At 56.9% G+C, this 15,961-nt stretch carries 15 protein-coding genes; 5 read left to right on the top strand and 10 right to left on the bottom strand.

What is annotated here, in order from left to right; all coding sequences use genetic code 11:
• Positions 1-127: 127 nt before the first annotated feature.
• Positions 128-1,054, top strand: a complete 927-nt coding sequence (locus tag D8U71_RS12065; RefSeq protein ID WP_093101797.1) for an AraC family transcriptional regulator — start codon at positions 128-130, stop codon at positions 1,052-1,054.
• Positions 1,055-1,492: 438 nt separating this feature from the next.
• Here D8U71_RS12065 and D8U71_RS12060 read toward each other — a convergent pair whose 3' ends face one another.
• The 3 genes from D8U71_RS12060 to D8U71_RS12050 form a co-directional block, all read right to left on the bottom strand.
• Positions 1,493-2,491 (bottom strand): zinc-binding dehydrogenase, encoded by a 999-nt coding sequence (locus tag D8U71_RS12060; RefSeq protein ID WP_093101798.1) that lies wholly within the window; start codon positions 2,489-2,491, stop codon positions 1,493-1,495.
• Between the two features lie 113 nt (positions 2,492-2,604).
• Complete coding sequence (locus tag D8U71_RS12055; protein ID WP_130887832.1) at positions 2,605-3,576, bottom strand: alpha/beta hydrolase; 972 nt, start codon at positions 3,574-3,576, stop codon at positions 2,605-2,607.
• Positions 3,577-3,651: 75 nt separating this feature from the next.
• Positions 3,652-4,296, bottom strand: coding sequence for a glutathione S-transferase (locus D8U71_RS12050; RefSeq protein ID WP_093101800.1), 645 nt, complete (start codon positions 4,294-4,296; stop codon positions 3,652-3,654).
• 125 nt (positions 4,297-4,421) lie between these two features.
• Between D8U71_RS12050 and D8U71_RS12045 the strand changes: the two genes are divergently transcribed.
• A complete protein-coding gene (locus tag D8U71_RS12045; protein WP_093101801.1) occupies positions 4,422-4,958 on the top strand; it encodes a TetR/AcrR family transcriptional regulator in 537 nt (178 codons plus the stop codon).
• 173 nt (positions 4,959-5,131) lie between these two features.
• Here D8U71_RS12045 and D8U71_RS12040 read toward each other — a convergent pair whose 3' ends face one another.
• The 4 genes from D8U71_RS12040 to D8U71_RS12025 form a co-directional block, all read right to left on the bottom strand.
• A complete protein-coding gene (locus tag D8U71_RS12040) occupies positions 5,132-6,550 on the bottom strand; it encodes a TolC family protein (RefSeq protein WP_093101802.1) in 1,419 nt (472 codons plus the stop codon).
• Entirely contained in the window at positions 6,550-9,741 is a 3,192-nt protein-coding gene (locus tag D8U71_RS12035; RefSeq protein WP_093101803.1) for an efflux RND transporter permease subunit, read from the bottom strand. The genes D8U71_RS12040 and D8U71_RS12035 overlap by 1 nt, the downstream gene beginning before the upstream one ends.
• Before the next feature lie 11 nt (positions 9,742-9,752).
• Positions 9,753-10,997, bottom strand: coding sequence for a multidrug efflux RND transporter periplasmic adaptor subunit MexE (gene mexE / locus D8U71_RS12030; RefSeq protein ID WP_093101804.1), 1,245 nt, complete (start codon positions 10,995-10,997; stop codon positions 9,753-9,755).
• A 140-nt stretch (positions 10,998-11,137) separates the two neighbouring features.
• Positions 11,138-11,416, bottom strand: coding sequence for a LysR family transcriptional regulator (locus D8U71_RS12025; protein ID WP_093101805.1), 279 nt, complete (start codon positions 11,414-11,416; stop codon positions 11,138-11,140).
• 173 nt (positions 11,417-11,589) lie between these two features.
• Between D8U71_RS12025 and D8U71_RS12020 the strand changes: the two genes are divergently transcribed.
• Positions 11,590-12,192 (top strand): helix-turn-helix domain-containing protein, encoded by a 603-nt coding sequence (locus D8U71_RS12020; RefSeq protein WP_093101806.1) that lies wholly within the window; start codon positions 11,590-11,592, stop codon positions 12,190-12,192.
• 79 nt (positions 12,193-12,271) lie between these two features.
• Here D8U71_RS12020 and D8U71_RS12015 read toward each other — a convergent pair whose 3' ends face one another.
• Together D8U71_RS12015 and D8U71_RS12010 are read right to left on the bottom strand one after the other, a co-directional pair.
• Positions 12,272-12,820, bottom strand: a complete 549-nt coding sequence (locus D8U71_RS12015; protein WP_093101807.1) for a nuclear transport factor 2 family protein — start codon at positions 12,818-12,820, stop codon at positions 12,272-12,274.
• 64 nt (positions 12,821-12,884) lie between these two features.
• Positions 12,885-13,310, bottom strand: a complete 426-nt coding sequence (locus D8U71_RS12010; protein ID WP_231990160.1) for a MarR family winged helix-turn-helix transcriptional regulator — start codon at positions 13,308-13,310, stop codon at positions 12,885-12,887.
• Between the two features lie 166 nt (positions 13,311-13,476).
• On the opposite strand from D8U71_RS12010, the gene D8U71_RS12005 reads away from it, so the two are divergent.
• Together D8U71_RS12005 and D8U71_RS12000 are read left to right on the top strand one after the other, a co-directional pair.
• The gene (locus tag D8U71_RS12005) at positions 13,477-14,106 is read left to right on the top strand and encodes a glutathione S-transferase family protein (protein WP_093101809.1); all 630 of its coding nucleotides are present in this window, start codon (positions 13,477-13,479) and stop codon (positions 14,104-14,106) included.
• 268 nt (positions 14,107-14,374) lie between these two features.
• A complete protein-coding gene (locus D8U71_RS12000; RefSeq protein WP_093106737.1) occupies positions 14,375-15,256 on the top strand; it encodes an NAD(P)H-binding protein in 882 nt (293 codons plus the stop codon).
• A 478-nt stretch (positions 15,257-15,734) separates the two neighbouring features.
• Here D8U71_RS12000 and D8U71_RS28610 read toward each other — a convergent pair whose 3' ends face one another.
• A complete protein-coding gene (locus D8U71_RS28610) occupies positions 15,735-15,893 on the bottom strand; it encodes a hypothetical protein (RefSeq protein ID WP_231990161.1) in 159 nt (52 codons plus the stop codon).
• Positions 15,894-15,961 lie beyond the last annotated feature (68 nt).

Genomic DNA, 15,961 nt, shown 5'->3' with positions numbered 1-15,961 from the left:
CGACTGCTTGAATGAGCCTCCACATTAAGGGCGCTGGTCACTGCGGACGCAGCCGTTCCTACTCGAAATCTGCCTGTTTCTACTTTTCGCTTGCGTTGCTCCTGCTGTGACATTCAGCATGGCCAGCATGAACGAACAACTTAACGAACTCCGCATCCTCGCCGCCAAGGCCGAAAAACGCCGCACAGAGACGGGCATTCCCCGCGTCGCTATGGTCCAAGGCAAAATCCCCGAGCATATGCTGGCGGCAGTCTATGACCCGATGATCAACTTGATTCTGCAGGGCAGCAAAACCATGACCGTGGGCGACCGCACGCTGCGATACGACCCTGCGACCTATTTCGTCATGTCGATTCAGTTGCCTGCGGTGGGCGCGGTGCACCCTGCGGCAACGGGCGAACCCTATCTGGCCATAAGCCTCACGCTTGATCCCACCGTGTTATCAACCTTGCTGGCTGACCTGCCCAAACCTGTCGGCCGCCATGAAAGCGACCCGGGCTTTTCGGTGGCGGCCGTTACGACCGAATTAATGGACGCATGGGTGCGCATGTTGCGATTGATGGGCAACCCGGAAGCTATCGCAGCCCTGGCGCCTGTTTATGAACGCGAGATACTGTTTCGCGTGCTGCAAGGCCCCCACGGCTGGATGCTGCGAGAGATCGCAGCGCCCGATACCGCCATGGCCAGAGTGAACACAGCCATTCAATGGATCCGTCGAGATTTTGCGCAGCCGATCAGGGTGGAAAGCTTGGCTCAGAAAGCGGCAATGAGCGTCTCGGCCTTCCATCGCCACTTCAAAGCGGTGACGACGTTGAGTCCATTGCAGTATCACAAACGAGTGCGCTTACTTCAGGCGCGGATGCTCATGGTAGCCAGCGGCAGGAGCGTCATGGCGGCAGCTTTCGAGGTGGGCTACGAAAGCCCAACGCAGTTTAGTCGAGACTATACGAAGGTATTTGGGCTTTCACCTGCGAAGGATGCAGGAAGAATTCTCGGAAAAACGAAGGTTCCACAATCTGACGGGGGCAGGAAACTGGCTCCCTTCAAGACTTAGATTTCAGGCTAATGGGGGGGGTTGTAATCGAGCAATTGCTGGCGTTCATGTATAACAGGTTTCGCCTAGAAGCGGCCGTTCGCAAGTGGCCGCTAACGGCCAGAAGCAGCCTATCAGGTCCGCCATCGGTAGACGAACCGCCATAATCGCAACGCTAATATCGGGCCACTCTTAATGAGGACGGCGTGACGCGTGTGCGCAAGACCTTATCCTTTATAGACCTAGAAAGGCTATGTGACCGCACTAATGCATTGATCGTCCCACGCGAGCACCAGTCCGAGCGTCAACATCTTGCATTGCCATTGAAACCGTGATGCCGCATAGCGTCCTCTTCTCGTGAGGACATATTTACTGATGAATGTTTGTCCGCCTGATCAACGCCACAGCCCCCCTACATCATTAATTCGCGAGAAAACTCAGGGAATCGGAGATTCACTCTTAGAGGTTTGGATCCAGCACAATGACGCCTTGCACTTCCCTTCGCTCCAATAAGGCGTGCGCCAGCCCTGCTTCGCTCAGGGGTAACGTCGCGCCGATGACTGGTCTGATCACTCCGCCTGAAACGCCATCAGCGAGGAATTGCAAAGCTTCGCGAATCAAAGTAGGGCGCTGGAAGAACGTCGGCAGGTACATGCCGGTCAAGGTTTGCGCTTTGGCCATCAACCGACGAGGCGCCAATGCCTCGCCTGGCCCCCGCGTGGAGCCTACCACCACACAACGCCCCAGCATGGCGAGACACTCAAAATTCTGATCGAACACTTCGCCGCCGATGGTTTCGAGGATCACATCGACTCCACGCCCCTCGGTCAATTTAAGCACCCGCTCCGGCCACTGGGGAGTGTCGTAGCTAATGGCATAGTCGGCCCCGAGGCTGCGCACGAATGCGCGTCGATTTTCAGTGCTGGCCGTACCGAAAACTGTCTGTGCGCCCATGGCTTTTGCAATCTGCACAGCCAGACTGCCAAGCCCCCCGGCGGCGCCTTGGATCAAAACGCTTTCACCTGACTGTAAATGCGCGCATGTGCGTAGAGCGAGGAACGCAGTCACCCCCTGACAAGGTAAACCCGCCATGGCGACGTCGTTTACCGACTCATCCAGCATTACCAGCATGTCAGCACGGGCAATAGCCTGCTGTGCGTATGCGCCCTTGGGCATCAAGGCCATGACCTTGCGCCCGATAACGGCACGGTCAACGCCCGCTCCTGTTTTTGAAACGCGTCCGACCACCTGAAGTCCGGATACATGCGGCAGCGTGACACCACCAACGCGTGTTTCGGGCCGGTTATACATGCCTAACCGTTCACGAATATCCGGAAAATTCACCCCAATCGCGGAGGTTTCTATCAATACTTCTCCCGGCCGCGGCACGGGCGTTGGCAAGTCGACGTACTCGAGTACTTCGGGGCCGCCGAAGCTACGGAACTGAATCGCTTTCATATTTTGAGATCCTGGATTCTTCGCTCGTCAGATCTGTAGACGCAGGCCTGACTTGGAGCCTAATCGGTCGTGCGGCATGTACTGCCGAGCAAATCGTCAGTGCTTTGTTTCGATTACTTCACCCCATTGAGAAACAGCGTGGCGTGTTTCAAAAATAGATCCGGGTATTGATAGATCGCGCCATGGTTTGAATCCGGGTAGATCACCAACTGGGCGTTGGGCAAACTCTGCTGCAAGGTCACGTCATTAACTGTGTAGAAGACAATGTCATGGCTGCCGGCGACTACCATCGTCGGTTGCTTGATGCCTTTCAGGTAGTCGTTGGCGTTGCCGGCTGGCGCCCCCCAACCAGCGATGGCGGCTGCTTGTGCGGGTGCAGTCTTGCTATCGACATCAACATCGCGATTGACCCTACGTGAGCGCAGACGGGAAAGGAATTCGCGTCCGGCGGCCTGGCTTTCTACGGTCTGGGTAAAGAAAACGTCCAGCAACAGTTCATCCGGTACGGCACGCTTTTTCGCCAGGTAGCCCTGAAATTCCGGCGTCAGCGAGTCCATACCAACTCCACCGCGAGGTGATGAACCGACCAGAATCAGGCGACGGACGAGGTTCGGATGATCAAGCGTCACTTGCTGTGCGATCAGACTGCCCATGGAAAAGCCGAGCAAGTCAGCCTTTTTCACGTTCAGTGCCTGCAGCAGGCCGGAGGCATATTTGGCCATGCCTTCGATGGTGTTCGGTACTTCACCGCTGGAACTGGCGACGCCGGCATTGTCGAAAAGGATAATTTCACGATCACGGGCAAAACCGTCGATGACTTTGGGATCCCAGCTGTCTAGGTTGCCAACGAAATGCTGGAGAAATACCAGTGGCACGGCACTGGGTTTGCCGAAGCGACGATATGCCAGGCGCGCACCCTCGACTTCGATGAACTGGGTCGGAGCGGTTTGATGGGTGTAGCTATGTGCAGCTTTTTTTTCTGCTGGGGTGCTGCTGGCCTGAACACTCAATGTCGAGCACGCAGTCGTCAGCGCGACGATGGCCAGGGTATGGCGCATCGCCCATCGGATGTTGAAAAGGGTCATATAGAGGAACCTGAAAAAAACGAGTAGGTTTAGGTCCGCCCTGACTGTTTTCCAGTTGGGGCGGAGGAGCAAGGATCAGGCGGGATTTTTTACGCTTGGGCGTTGCTGCACTTTCGCCTGCCATGCCAGGAGCGCGCTGCACTGATTGGGGATGGCAATACTGGCGAAACCGGCGAAGATCAGCCCGGCATACACCGTGATGTCGGCCATGGAAAATTGCTCACCGGCGATGTATGGCTGACTGCGCAAGAGCTGATCGAAGTAGTGCATGCCGGCAACTGCTTTGTCGCGCTGACGGTTGCCCCACTCGATACGACCTTCCCATTCAGGACTCTTGTAGGGCTGCAGCGCGGCACCGAGCCCCGGCGTGGCGTGGTGGAAGTAATAGCCGACCGGATCCGCCAGCTCGGACTCTGCGCGCTTTTGCATCATGTGGATAATGGCCTTTTCCTTCGGCGTCTTGCCGGTGAGAATCGGGTTGCCGTCCAGATTGTCCAGATACTCGGTGATTGCGGTACATTCGCTGATGTTGGTGCCGTCATCCAGTTGCAGCACCGGGACGGTACCCAACGGGTTGATCGTCAGGAACGCGGGTTGCTTGTGTTCCGCAGCAGGCAGGTCGACCTTAATGAACTCTACTTGCGAGCCCAGCCCTTTTTCGGCGAGAACAATACGAATGCGCAGCGGGTTTGGAAAACCAGGGATATCAAAAATCTTCATACGAGCTCCATAACTATCCATCTACCTATCGATAGGTATAAGCTACGGCAAGAACATTTTCACTGTCAACGTCTATCTATCGATAGGGAGATTTATTTGTGACGACGGATACACGAGAAACGATCATGTCGGCTGCCCGAAAGATGGTGCAGACCCGGGGCTACAACGGCTTGAGCTTTCGTGAGCTCGCCAAGGAAGTCGGCATCAAAAGCGCGAGCATCCACTACCACTTCCCTACCAAAGGCGACTTGGGCGCGGCTTTAGCCAAACGTTACACCGAGGATGGGCTTGAATACCTTGCTGGCTTACGGGCCGATTCCGACGACCTGAATGTGTGGATCAAGGGCTACACGGACATCTTTCGCATGGCTTTGGTCAACGACAATCGCATGTGCCTGTGCGGGATCATGTCTGCCGAATACGATGACTTGCCACCAGAGGTAAGGACAGAGGTCGACGGTTTCACCGAACTGAATGTGCGCTGGCTGACGGAAGTGTTGTCGGTTTGCCGGCCACAGCTGAGCCTTGAGGAACGACAGGAACAAGCGCTGGCGATCTATGCGGCTGTGGAGGGAGCTCAATTGATCGCTCGCGGGCGGGCTGACATCAGTGTCTTTGACAGAACAATCGCGACGTATCGCTCGGCAGGCCTATTACCTTAAGTTGCCGCAGTTCTCGACACGCCTTGCCTGTGGAGTCCAGACCAGCAGCGATGGTGTGAGCAATCGCTGCTGGAATCATAATGACGAACGATCAGGCGAGGTAAACGCTGCACCTTCTCTAAATCGCTTCTGATATTGTGCCAAAGATTCCGCCAGGGGTTTCGATCGGTATATCAATAAACGCTCGCGACCCTGCCGTCACCGCTGTCCCAACCACCACCCAACGCTTTATAGATCGCGACGATGCCACGGTACTGATCGGTTTCACCCAGTGCCTGAGCATCTTCGGCGTTGAGCCGCTCGCGCTGCGCATCCAGCAGCACCAGATAATCCACGGTTCCTTCCTTGTACTGGATGGCCGCAAGGTCGGCAGCGGCGCGGCTCGATTCGCTTTGTTTGATCAACGACAACAAGCGTTGTTGGCGTTTGCCATAGTCGCTGAAGGCGTTTTCAGACTCTTCCAGCGCCAGCAGCACTTGCTGTTCATAGGTCGCCAGCGCGCCTTCGGCATTGGCGTCGGCACCGCGAATGCGCGCCCGCACGCTGCCCAGATCAAATGCTGCCCAGGTGATGTTCGGTCCCAGACTCCAGGCCCTGGCGGCACTGGAACCAATCTGCGAACCACGGCCGGCGGTGAAACCAAGGAAACCGCTCAGGCTCACGCGCGGGAACAAGTCGGCGGTGGCCACACCGATATCCGCAGTGGAGGAAGCCAGCCTGCGCTCGGCGGCAAGCACATCCGGGCGCCGACGCAGCAGCTCTGCGGGATCACCAATTGTCAGCACTTTGGCGATGGCTGGCAACTCGGCGGGGTTCAACGACACGCTCAACGTATTCGGACGCTCACCCAGCAGCGTGGCGATGCGGTTTTTCTGCCGCACCTGCTCCGCTTGAAGTTGCGGCACCGTAGCCTCGACCGCAGCCAGACGTGCATCGGCGCGCACTACGTCGAGTTCATTACCCGCACCCGCATCGCGCAGGCTGACCGTCACGCTGCGCGAATCCTGCTGGTTCTTCAGGTTGGCCAGGGCGATCTTTTCCCGCAGTTGTGCGCCGCGCAATTGGCCATAGGCGTCCACCAACTCGGCAATCATCGTCACGCGCAGTTGATACAAGTCTGCGGCGGCAGCATCTTCCTGAGCGTCGCTGGATTCCAGTTGGCGCTGGATGCGACCGAACAGATCGACTTCCCAGGCCATGTCGAGGCCAAGATCATAGCGTTCCTGATTGACGCGGCTTTCGGTCTGACCGGGCACTTGGCCCTTTCCTTGTTGGCTGCTGACGCGGCTGGTAACCACCGGCAAATTGTCGTTGCTGACGTCGTCCCGAATCGCTCGGGCCGCTTTCCAGCGGGCGAACGCCACGCGCAGATCGCGGTTACCTTCCAGGGATTTGCTCACCAACTGGTTGAGCGTGGGGTCATCGAATTGCTGCCACCACACCGTTTCAAACCGCGATTGATCGTAGTGCCCGCCCTGGATCGACACGATAGTGGCCGGCGCGGTGTCAGGCGTCTTGTAGTCGGGACCGACCGTACACGCGGCGAGCGCAACGACGAGAAGGCTGGGAAAAAAAAGCTTCAAGGTGTTCATCAGTGTGCCTCCGGATGCAATGCGGTTGTTGGGTGAACCTTGGCGACCTTGCGTGCGTTTTTGCGCTCAATGGAGCGACGAATCAGCACGAAGAACACCGGCGTCAGCAGCAAGCCGAAGAAAGTTACGCCGAGCATCCCGGAGAACACCGCAACCCCCATCGCCCGGCGCATTTCGGAGCCGGCACCAGTGGACGTCACCAGCGGAATCACACCCATGATGAAGGCGAACGAGGTCATCAGGATCGGCCGCAACCGCATGCGGCAAGCCTCCAGCACCGCATCCAGCGGCGACATGCCCTGCTCCTGTTTGTCCTTGGCGAACTCGACGATCAGGATCGCGTTCTTGCAGGCCAGACCAACCAGCACGATCAGGCCGATCTGGGTAAAGATGTTGTTGTCGCCCTTGGAAATGATCACCCCGGCAATCGCCGACAGCAGGGTCATCGGCACGATCAGGATCACCGCCAATGGCAGGCTCCAGCTTTCATACAGCGCCGCCAGCACCAGGAACGCCAACAACACGCAGAGCGGGAACACCAGCAACGCGGTGTTGCCGGACAGGATCTGTTGGTAGGTCAGGTCGGTCCATTCGTAGGTCATGCCATTCGGCAATTCTTCTTTCAGCAGTTTTTCAATCGCCGCCTGGGCCTGGCCGGAGCTGTAGCCTGGCGCAGCGCTGCCGTTGATTTCGGCGGTGACGAAACCGTTGTAGTGCGAGACGCGGTCAGGCCCCGAACTAGGGCTGATCTTGACGAAGGTGGCCAACGGGATCATCTCGCCGCGGTCGTTGCGCACCTTCAATTGGCCGATCTGTTCCGGCTCCTGGCGGAACTGTTGTTCGGCCTGTACGTTGACCTGGTAGGTCCGCCCGAAACGGTTGAAGTCGTTGGCATACAGCGAGCCCAGGTACACCTGCAACGTGTCGAAAATGTGGTTGATCGCCACGCCGTGGGTCTTGGCTTTTTCGCGGTCAATGGCGGCTTCGATCTGCGGCACGTTGATCGTGTAACTGGTGAACAGGTTGGCCAGCTCCGGAACGCTGCGGCTCTTGTTGATGATGTTCATGGTTTCTTTGTACAGCTCGTCGTAACCCAGGTTGCCCCGGTCCTCGATCTGCAAACGGAACCCGCCGATGGTGCCCAAGCCTTGCACTGGCGGCGGCGGAAACACCGCGATGTAGGCGTCCTGGATGCTGCCGAACTTGGCGTTCAGCGAAGCGGAAATCGCCCCGGCTGACAGGCTCGGATCCTTGCGCTCATCGAACGGCCGCAAACCGATGAAGGCGATGCCGGCATTCGGACTGTTTGTGAAGCCGTTGATCGAAAGGCCCGGGAAGGCCACGGCGCTGTCGAAGCCCGGTTCGTTCATGGCGATGGTGCTCATGCGCCGGATCACGTTTTCGGTGCGATCCAGGCTCGCGGCGTCCGGCAATTGGGCGAAAGTCACTAGGTACTTCTTGTCCTGGGTCGGCACAAAACCGGTCGGCGTGGTGCTGAAGCCCATGTAGGTCAAGGCGATCAGACCTGCGTATATCAGCAACGCCACGCTGCTGCCGCGAATGATCTTGGCCACGGCAATCACATAGCCATGGCTGGCCTTATCGAAGAAGCGGTTGAAAGGTTTGAACAGCCAGCCACCAAGCAGGCGATCCAACACTTTGGAGAAACGGTCCTTCGGTGCGCCGTGTGCCTTGAGCAACACGGCGGCCAGGGCCGGTGACAAGGTCAAGGAGTTGAACGCAGAGATCACCGTAGAGATCGCAATCGTCAACGCAAACTGCTTGTAGAACTGCCCGGTCAAGCCGGAAATAAAGGCTGCGGGTACGAACACCGCACACAACACCAGCGCCGTGGCAATGATCGGACCGGTCACCTCGCCCATGGCTTTTTTGGTCGCCTCGACCGGTTCCAGCCCCGACTCGATGTTCCGTTCGACGTTCTCCACCACCACGATCGCATCGTCCACCACGATCCCGATCGCCAGCACGAGGCCGAACAGCGACAGCGCATTCAACGAGAAGCCGAACAGGTGCATCACGGCAAACGTACCGATCAGCGACACCGGCACCGCGACCAGCGGAATGATCGAGGCGCGCCAGGTTTGCAGGAACAGGATCACCACCAGTACCACGAGAATCAATGCTTCGAACAGGGTGTGAACCACTGCCTCGATCGAACTGCGCACGAAGATCGTCGGGTCATAGACAATTTCGTAGTCCATGCCTTCCGGGAAACTCTTCTTCAGTTCCGCCATCTTCGCCCGCACCTGGTTGGAGATGTCGATCGCATTCGAGCCCGGACGCTGGAAGATCGGCATCGCCACCGCTTCCTCGTTGTTGAGCAAGGCGCGCAAGGCGTATTGGTTGGAGCCCAACTCGACCCGGGCGATGTCTTTCAGACGCGTGATCTCGCCATCCGGACCGCTGCGGATAATGACGTTCTCGAACTCTTCTTCACTGACCAAACGCCCCTGGGAGTTGATCGACATCTGGAAGCTCGTGGCATTCGGTGCCGGCGGCGAACCCAGTTGTCCTGCAGCGACCTGACGGTTCTGCTCGCGCACCGCGTTAACTACGTCGGTTGCGGTCAGATTGCGCGAAGCGGTCTTGTTCGGATCGAGCCAGATACGCAGCGAGTAATCACCGATACCGAACATCTTCACATCGCCGATACCGTCGAGGCGCGACAGCTCATCCTTGACGTTGAGGATCGCGTAGTTCGACAGGTAGAGCATGTCGTAGCGCTTGTCCGGTGCCACCAGATGCACCAGCAAGGTCAGCTCGGGAGAAGCCTTGTCGACGGTAATACCTATGCGCGTCACTTCCTCTGGCAGCTTGGGTTCGGTGCGGGTCACACGGTTCTGCACTTGGACCTGGGCGTTGTCCAGATCGGTGCCCAAAGCGAATGTCACGGTCAGGGTCAGTCGGCCGTCAGCGGTGGATTGCGAGGACATGTACAACATGTTCTCGACGCCGGTGATCGCCTGCTCCAACGGCGCGGCCACGGTTTCACCGATGACTTTCGGGTTGGCGCCGGGGTAGTTGGCGTGGACCACCACGGTCGGTGGCACCACTTCCGGGTATTCGCTGATCGGTAACTGGAACAGCGAGATGGCTCCGGCGATCAGGATCAGCAGCGATAGCACTGCGGCGAAAATCGGCCGCGTGATAAAGAACTGGGAGAACTTCATGTCAGTGCTCCTTATCCGCGAGGTGCAGCGGCAGATTCAGCATTCACCAGCGCAGGCGATTTAGCTGAAGCCGGTTGATTGGCGGCTTCGATTGCCTGACGCTGGCGAGCCAGTGTGGTGACCGTTTCCGGGCTCGCCATCGGCGCGTCCTGCGGATCGATCAAAGCACCTGGGCGGACGCGCTGCAGGCCGTTGATGACGATGCGATCTTCTTTCTGCAAGCCGCTGCGCACGATGCGCAGGCCTTCCAGTTTCGGCCCCAGATCAACGCTGCGATAAACCGCTTTGTTGTCCTGGCCGACCACTAGCACGAATTTCTTGCCGAGGTCGGTGCCGACCGCTTCGTCTTTGATCAACAGACCGGGATACGCAGCGCTACCCACCAGTTTCAAGCGCGCATACAGACCAGGGGTGTATTGACCGCCAGCGTTATCAAAAACCGCACGGCCTCGGATGGTGCCGGTTTTCGGGTTTACCTGGTTGTCGACAAAATTCATCTGCCCAAGGTGCGTGTTGCCCTCCTCGTTCGAAAGCCCCATGTAGACCGGCGTGGTCTGGCCGCGCTGGCCCTGGCGGGAAAGCAGGCTGTACTTGAGGAACATGCGTTCGTCAGCATCGAAGTATGCGTAGACCTTGTCGGTGGAGACCACGCTGGTCAGCGCGGTCGTGTCGGCGGTGACAATGTTGCCGGCGGTGATTTCCGCGCGGCTGACACGACCGGTGATCGGCGCCGTGACGCGGGTAAAGCTGAGATTCAAACGCGCCAGATCCAGCTGCGCCTGGATCGCATCGACACCGGCCCGGGCTTCCTGCGCCGTGGTTGTGCGAGTGTCGGCGAGTTCGGCAGAGATCGCGTTGCTGCTTAACAGACGCTGTCCGCGCTGCGCCTCGTTGCTAGTGCGGATCAGCGTGGCGCGTGCCTGTTGCAACTGCGCCTCGATGCGATGCACTTCATGCTCGAACGGACGCGGATCAATCTGGAACAGCAAATCGCCCTTCTTCACCAGCACACCATCGGTAAAAGCCACGCGTTCGATCTGGCCCGTCACCCGTGGGCGAACCTCTACGGTTTCTGGTGCTTCCAGGCGAGCAGTGACTTCATCCCACTCGGTGATGGGTTGCTCAAGCACTTTCGCGACGGTAACGTGCGGCGCCCCGGGAACCTGAGCGGCATCGGGTGTGCGTTCACACGCAGCAAGCGCTACCAGCGCCAACGCGGCAAGGGGATAACGCAAAGGTTTGAGTGACTGTTCCATGGGTTGTGTCCGCCAGACGGTTTGGGAATTTGCGGATTCTCGGCCTCGCACGAGGTCACGACGAATCGAAGGGAGTGAAGTTGGCTATCACTAATAATGATAGCCATCATATTTAATGACAAAAAAAGGGATCAGCCCGGTTAAACCCTGGTGTCGGCGATCGCAGTACACACGCAATCCAACGCCGGCCCGAGCGTCTGTGCAGCACGCAATGCACGAGAGGTGGGCACCATTCGACGACCGATGCGCTCGAACAGAGGGTCGTTGAACAGCCTGCGCAAACGCACCAGCGCTGCGCTGACCGCTGGCTGACCAAGAGATAATTTTTCAGCGGCGCGGGTGAGGTTGCGCTCCTGAATAAGAGCTTCGAACACCACCAGCAGATTCAGATCGACACAGCGCAGATCATTACGTTTCATGGGGCCGGTCCACCGGAAAATTATTTGACTTGAGCTAAAGCCATGGGATCCGCGAGACTTCTACAGATGCCTAGACAGCCATTGCAGCAACTTTATATGACGAATATCATGAAAGCCAGCCCAGCAACATCGTTATGTCCAGGCGATGCCAACCTGGCCACAGGAGCAATTTCATGAAAGTGACGAAAGACCAGGCCGCAGCCAACAAAGAAGCCATCCTTACTGCAGCGTCACGGCTGTATCGGGAAAAAGGCATCGACGGAATTGGTATCGGCGAGCTCTCGCGCTCAGTTGGACTGACCCATGGCGGATTCTACGGACAGTTTCCGGGCGGCAAGGAACAGCTCGCGTCAGAAGCGGTCAGCCGGACATTTGAATCAAATATTCAGGATTGGCAGAATGCCAAATCTATTCCTGAGCTCGTCAAGACGTACCTGACACAAGCGCATCTGGATAACTGGACCGAGGGTTGTCCGATTCCTGCATTAGGTGCGGATGTCGCGCGTACCGGTGGCACGGTCAGCAGCTCCTTCACCAGAGGCGTCGAGCATTTGATCGATACCCTGATGGCGTTGGTCGAAGGCGCAAATCATGAAGAAAAGTACCAAGAGTCACTACGCATCCTTTCATCGATCACCGGGGCGATGCTCATTGCCAGAGCGCTGGATAGCCCTGAACTGTCTGAGCAGTTTCTACAATCGGTCATTAATGCCTGGCCTGTCACTCCCACAAAAAAAGAGCGGGCTGCTAAGCGCCGCTCAAAGGATGAAGACTGACTTACTGTTAGCAAGGGCTTCGCTATTCCGAATATGTGTGGAACGCCCCCCTTTCATTTCTACTCGACGATGGCAGGTCTTACGCTTGCTTTAATTGGGGCATGTACTTGGCAAGTTGAGCAGCATCAGTAATCGGTGGGTTAAGCCTCATGTTGATGGCTGAACCACCTATGAACCGCTCGAAGACTTTCCAGCCGTGTTCAGTTCGACGCAAGCGATCCATCATTGGCGAGTAGAGCCAGATGGCAGGCAAATCATCGGGGCTATCGATGGCTTGGCCATCTCCCAGTATCGCGGCCGACTCTGGCGTCGCGTAGCGCACCAGCAGATTCTGATAGCGCACCACGACGCCGTCTTCATCCGCATCGACAATGTGGTTGGTGGCGTGTCGGCTGACGCCAGGAATCAGATACGGATAGTCCTTCTTGAAGAACTGGCGAATCTCATCGTGGCCACGAATGGTGCCATGGAAGTGGTACGCGACGGCGTCCGGTAGAAAAGCATCGACCATTGCCTCCACATCCCAAGTCTCGAACCACCAATTGAGCCTGTTCACGAAGTCGATCGCACTGATTCGCTCCGCTGGATTGACAGCGCTCTGGGACGGAACTCTTGGAAAAGCTTTCATGAGTACTTCCTCATTTCTGGGTAAGAATCATATGTGCAGTTACACACCAAACACGCAAAAAAATTTATTCGCCACCGGCCTGCTGAAGAAGCGAGTTACGAATCAGAACTGCTGCGACCCCGCCGATTTGATCCTCACGCTCACGCTGCGCGGCTTTCCAATAGGGCTCGGCCTCCGCCAACTTCGCTCGTCCTTGCGCAGACAGCGTGAGCCTGATGGCAGAACGCGGCCCTTCGGCATGGCTAGCGACATAACCTTCGTTCTGCAGTGGCTTCAGTGCCCGAACCAACGTAGTTCGCTCCATGACCATTACCTCAGCCAATTCGGCGATCAGAATCCCGGGGTGCTCATTGATCAACGCAAGAGTAGAAAACTGCGAGGCAGTGAGACCCGCAGCAGACAGATGCCGATCGTAGAGGCGGGTCAGCAGACGCGCATGGCGTCTGGCGGCGAGGCAATGACAAAGGTCGGCGCCATGGGGGCTTTTCATGACGACCATCATATGTGTAAATACACACCAGTCAAGTACAAATTGAGGCACTGAGGCTGTGCTCGGCGCCGACGAAATTCTGAGAGGTCAGCAAAATTGCTGAAACCGTAATACGTAGTCCTTCGTGGATGCATTCGCGTAACCAATTTTACGAGGTTAGAATTTTATGTCTGAGATACGGGAGCTTTATGGCGCATCAACGGGGAACAGTGTGCGAGCTGCAATCGCCTTGACTGAGGCGGGCATAGAATTTACCCCGAGGTGCCTTGACCTTCTCTCTGGCGATCAGCGTGCCCCAGAATATCTGGCGCTTAACCCGTTAGGTAAGGCTCCGACATTTGTAAATCACAGCGTCTCACCTCCCCTTGTAATCAATCAGTCAAATGGCATTATTCAGTATGCTGACGAACACGCCCCTGGTCGGCTGTCGCCCAGAGGGCCGAGTGCTCAACGGTACCGGGTCTACGACCGGTTTTATTTCTTCGTCACGGATGTTATCGCGCCAAGCCACGCTGCTTTTTTTCTGCGCCAGATAGGGCAGCAAGATGCATCTGCACCATTAAGCCGACGAGCGTTGGAACATCTGATGACGGCAGAGGCATTTCTCGAGGGCGGGTACATAGCGGGCGATGCCTTTTCAATGGCCGATATTTCTGCGTTTACTTTTGCAAGATCGGTGCGCGACCAAATTCATTGGGAGAAGTTGCCCCGCATGGCACGCTGGCTGGCGTTGATAGAGGCCCGACCTGCAGTGAAGCTGGGCATGCAGGCATTTGAATCCAAGCCGTCATCGTGAAAATGATCCATCAACCCGCCGACTTTGTATTCGGACCCTCGTTAGGCGTGCGGTGTACTCATTCCGGTGGTTGCCAGCCCTCTCGTCAGATTGCTGACGTCCCTCCAGTCCCCGCCTACACTGCCTACCCCCTCTAAAACTTACGTTCTGAATTCCCTAGAGCTAAAGAACTCGTTGACAAAGATGATAGCTATCATATAACCATATTGCAGCCATCATGCGAACCATGGCCATTATGCAGTCGAAAACCAAAAGAGAGAGAAGATCGATGACAAGCCCCACCATACTCGTTACCGGCGCCAGTGGTTTTACCGGCCGGAGAACCGTTGAAATACTGCGCCAGAAAAAACACGCGGTACGTGCGCTCGTCCGCACGAACGATGATCGAGCGGCCAAACTGCGCCAATTGGGCGCCGAAGTTGTGGTCGCGGACCTGCTGGACTTGAACGCTGTTCGAGCAGCGCTTGAAGGCATCAAGCGAGCTTATTTCGTTTACCCAATCGCACCTGGCTTGATTGAAGCGACTGCCTACTTCGCTCTCGCTGCTAAAGAAGCCGGGGTAGAGTCAGTTGTAAACATGTCTCAAATTTCCGCACGTCGCGTTGCCAAAAGTCACGCGGCCCTTAATCACTACACCGCAGAACGAGTGTTTGACTGGTCGGGGCTGGACATGACGCACTTGCGACCGACGTACTTTGCACAGTGGTTGATATACCCGCATTGGCGTAAACATATCGTTGAACACGGCGAGATTCGCCTCCCCTTTGGCTCAGGTCGTCATGCCCCGATTGCAGCAGAGGATCAGGCGCGGCTCATCGCTGCCATATTGCAAAACCCGCAGCCTCACAAAGGCAAGACGTATCCGCTTCACGGTCCGGTCGAAATGAACCAGCATGCCGTGGCTGACGAAGTCGGTAAAGTATTGGATCGGGAGATCAAGTACGTCGCGATAACACTGGATCAGTACCGCAAGGAAATGCAAAGCGATGGCCTACAGCCTTTCCTCATTCAGCATCTGCTGGAAGTTGCCAAGGACTACCAGCACGGCGTGTTCGAGGGCGAGGATTTCATCATTGGTGAAGTCACCGGACAGCCACCGATGACTGTTCAAGCGTTTGTAAACTTGCACAAGGAGCTATTTAACAGATAAGCCTGGTCGCTTGGCGGCAAATAGCCAGTGTTTGGTCGGTTGTTGTTCGTCGCGCAACGGGTTGCAATCGGCTGAGGCTGCGCAATAAGGGGTTCAATGCGACAGGCGACCAGACCGAATTTCGAATCGCGCGTCACGCTCAAATCCATATTTTCAGATACATATCAGATGCAAACTACGCGCGTGCCTTGCAATTTAGACGAACAGCTTTCTTCACTCGCAGCAGTCAATTGCATCTCCACTTCCCAAGGATTCGATAAGACGGCGCGTTGCCGCGCCGGCCGGAGCGACAGGCTCATTAGTGAATGATTGAGCGATGTGCTTTTTCAATGCGGCCTTCTGCACAAAGACTGGAGTCTCCCCTTGCGCAGGATCAGCGGGCGGCGGCGCAGCCATGTTAGTCGGCTCGTATTGAGCTGCGACGTGGCTGCAACATCGCCCTGAAGCCGATCCTGTTGTGGCGAGCAGCGACGGCAGCCTAGTTCGGCTCGGTGGTGTCGCGGATCAACGCTTCGGTGGCCAGCACGTCGACCTGCTTGCCGTTGGGGGACAGGACCAGTCGACGGCTCTCCTTGAGCCAGGTGATGTAACTCGATGACCCGCCGATGGCACGGCGAAGTCGCTCTTGGACAGGCACGTGGCTGCGGTCATAAGCCCTCCTTTTCAGCGGTTTTCAATGAGTCCTTTCAGATTTCAATGATTGAA

The organism is Pseudomonas sp. Sample_21 (assembly GCF_004307525.1).
Lineage (GTDB): Bacteria > Pseudomonadota > Gammaproteobacteria > Pseudomonadales > Pseudomonadaceae > Aquipseudomonas > Aquipseudomonas atacamensis.
Note: the sequence above shows the minus strand (reverse complement) of the source record. Positions and strands in the feature narration are given on the sequence as shown.

Bases quoted from the DNA above. Each gene is read 5' to 3' on its own strand.
- D8U71_RS12065 (WP_093101797.1), top strand. From the start codon at position 128: ATGAACGAACAACTTAACGAACTCCGCATCCTCGCCGCCAAGGCCGAA.
- D8U71_RS12060 (WP_093101798.1), bottom strand. From the start codon at position 2,491: ATGAAAGCGATTCAGTTCCGTAGCTTCGGCGGCCCCGAAGTACTCGAG.
- D8U71_RS12055 (WP_130887832.1), bottom strand. From the start codon at position 3,576: ATGACCCTTTTCAACATCCGATGGGCGATGCGCCATACCCTGGCCATC.
- D8U71_RS12050 (WP_093101800.1), bottom strand. From the start codon at position 4,296: ATGAAGATTTTTGATATCCCTGGTTTTCCAAACCCGCTGCGCATTCGT.
- D8U71_RS12045 (WP_093101801.1), top strand. From the start codon at position 4,422: ATGTCGGCTGCCCGAAAGATGGTGCAGACCCGGGGCTACAACGGCTTG.
- D8U71_RS12040 (WP_093101802.1), bottom strand. From the start codon at position 6,550: ATGAACACCTTGAAGCTTTTTTTTCCCAGCCTTCTCGTCGTTGCGCTC.
- D8U71_RS12035 (WP_093101803.1), bottom strand. From the start codon at position 9,741: ATGAAGTTCTCCCAGTTCTTTATCACGCGGCCGATTTTCGCCGCAGTG.
- mexE (WP_093101804.1), bottom strand. From the start codon at position 10,997: ATGGAACAGTCACTCAAACCTTTGCGTTATCCCCTTGCCGCGTTGGCG.
- D8U71_RS12025 (WP_093101805.1), bottom strand. From the start codon at position 11,416: ATGAAACGTAATGATCTGCGCTGTGTCGATCTGAATCTGCTGGTGGTG.
- D8U71_RS12020 (WP_093101806.1), top strand. From the start codon at position 11,590: ATGAAAGTGACGAAAGACCAGGCCGCAGCCAACAAAGAAGCCATCCTT.
- D8U71_RS12015 (WP_093101807.1), bottom strand. From the start codon at position 12,820: ATGAAAGCTTTTCCAAGAGTTCCGTCCCAGAGCGCTGTCAATCCAGCG.
- D8U71_RS12010 (WP_231990160.1), bottom strand. From the start codon at position 13,310: ATGAAAAGCCCCCATGGCGCCGACCTTTGTCATTGCCTCGCCGCCAGA.
- D8U71_RS12005 (WP_093101809.1), top strand. From the start codon at position 13,477: ATGTCTGAGATACGGGAGCTTTATGGCGCATCAACGGGGAACAGTGTG.
- D8U71_RS12000 (WP_093106737.1), top strand. From the start codon at position 14,375: ATGACAAGCCCCACCATACTCGTTACCGGCGCCAGTGGTTTTACCGGC.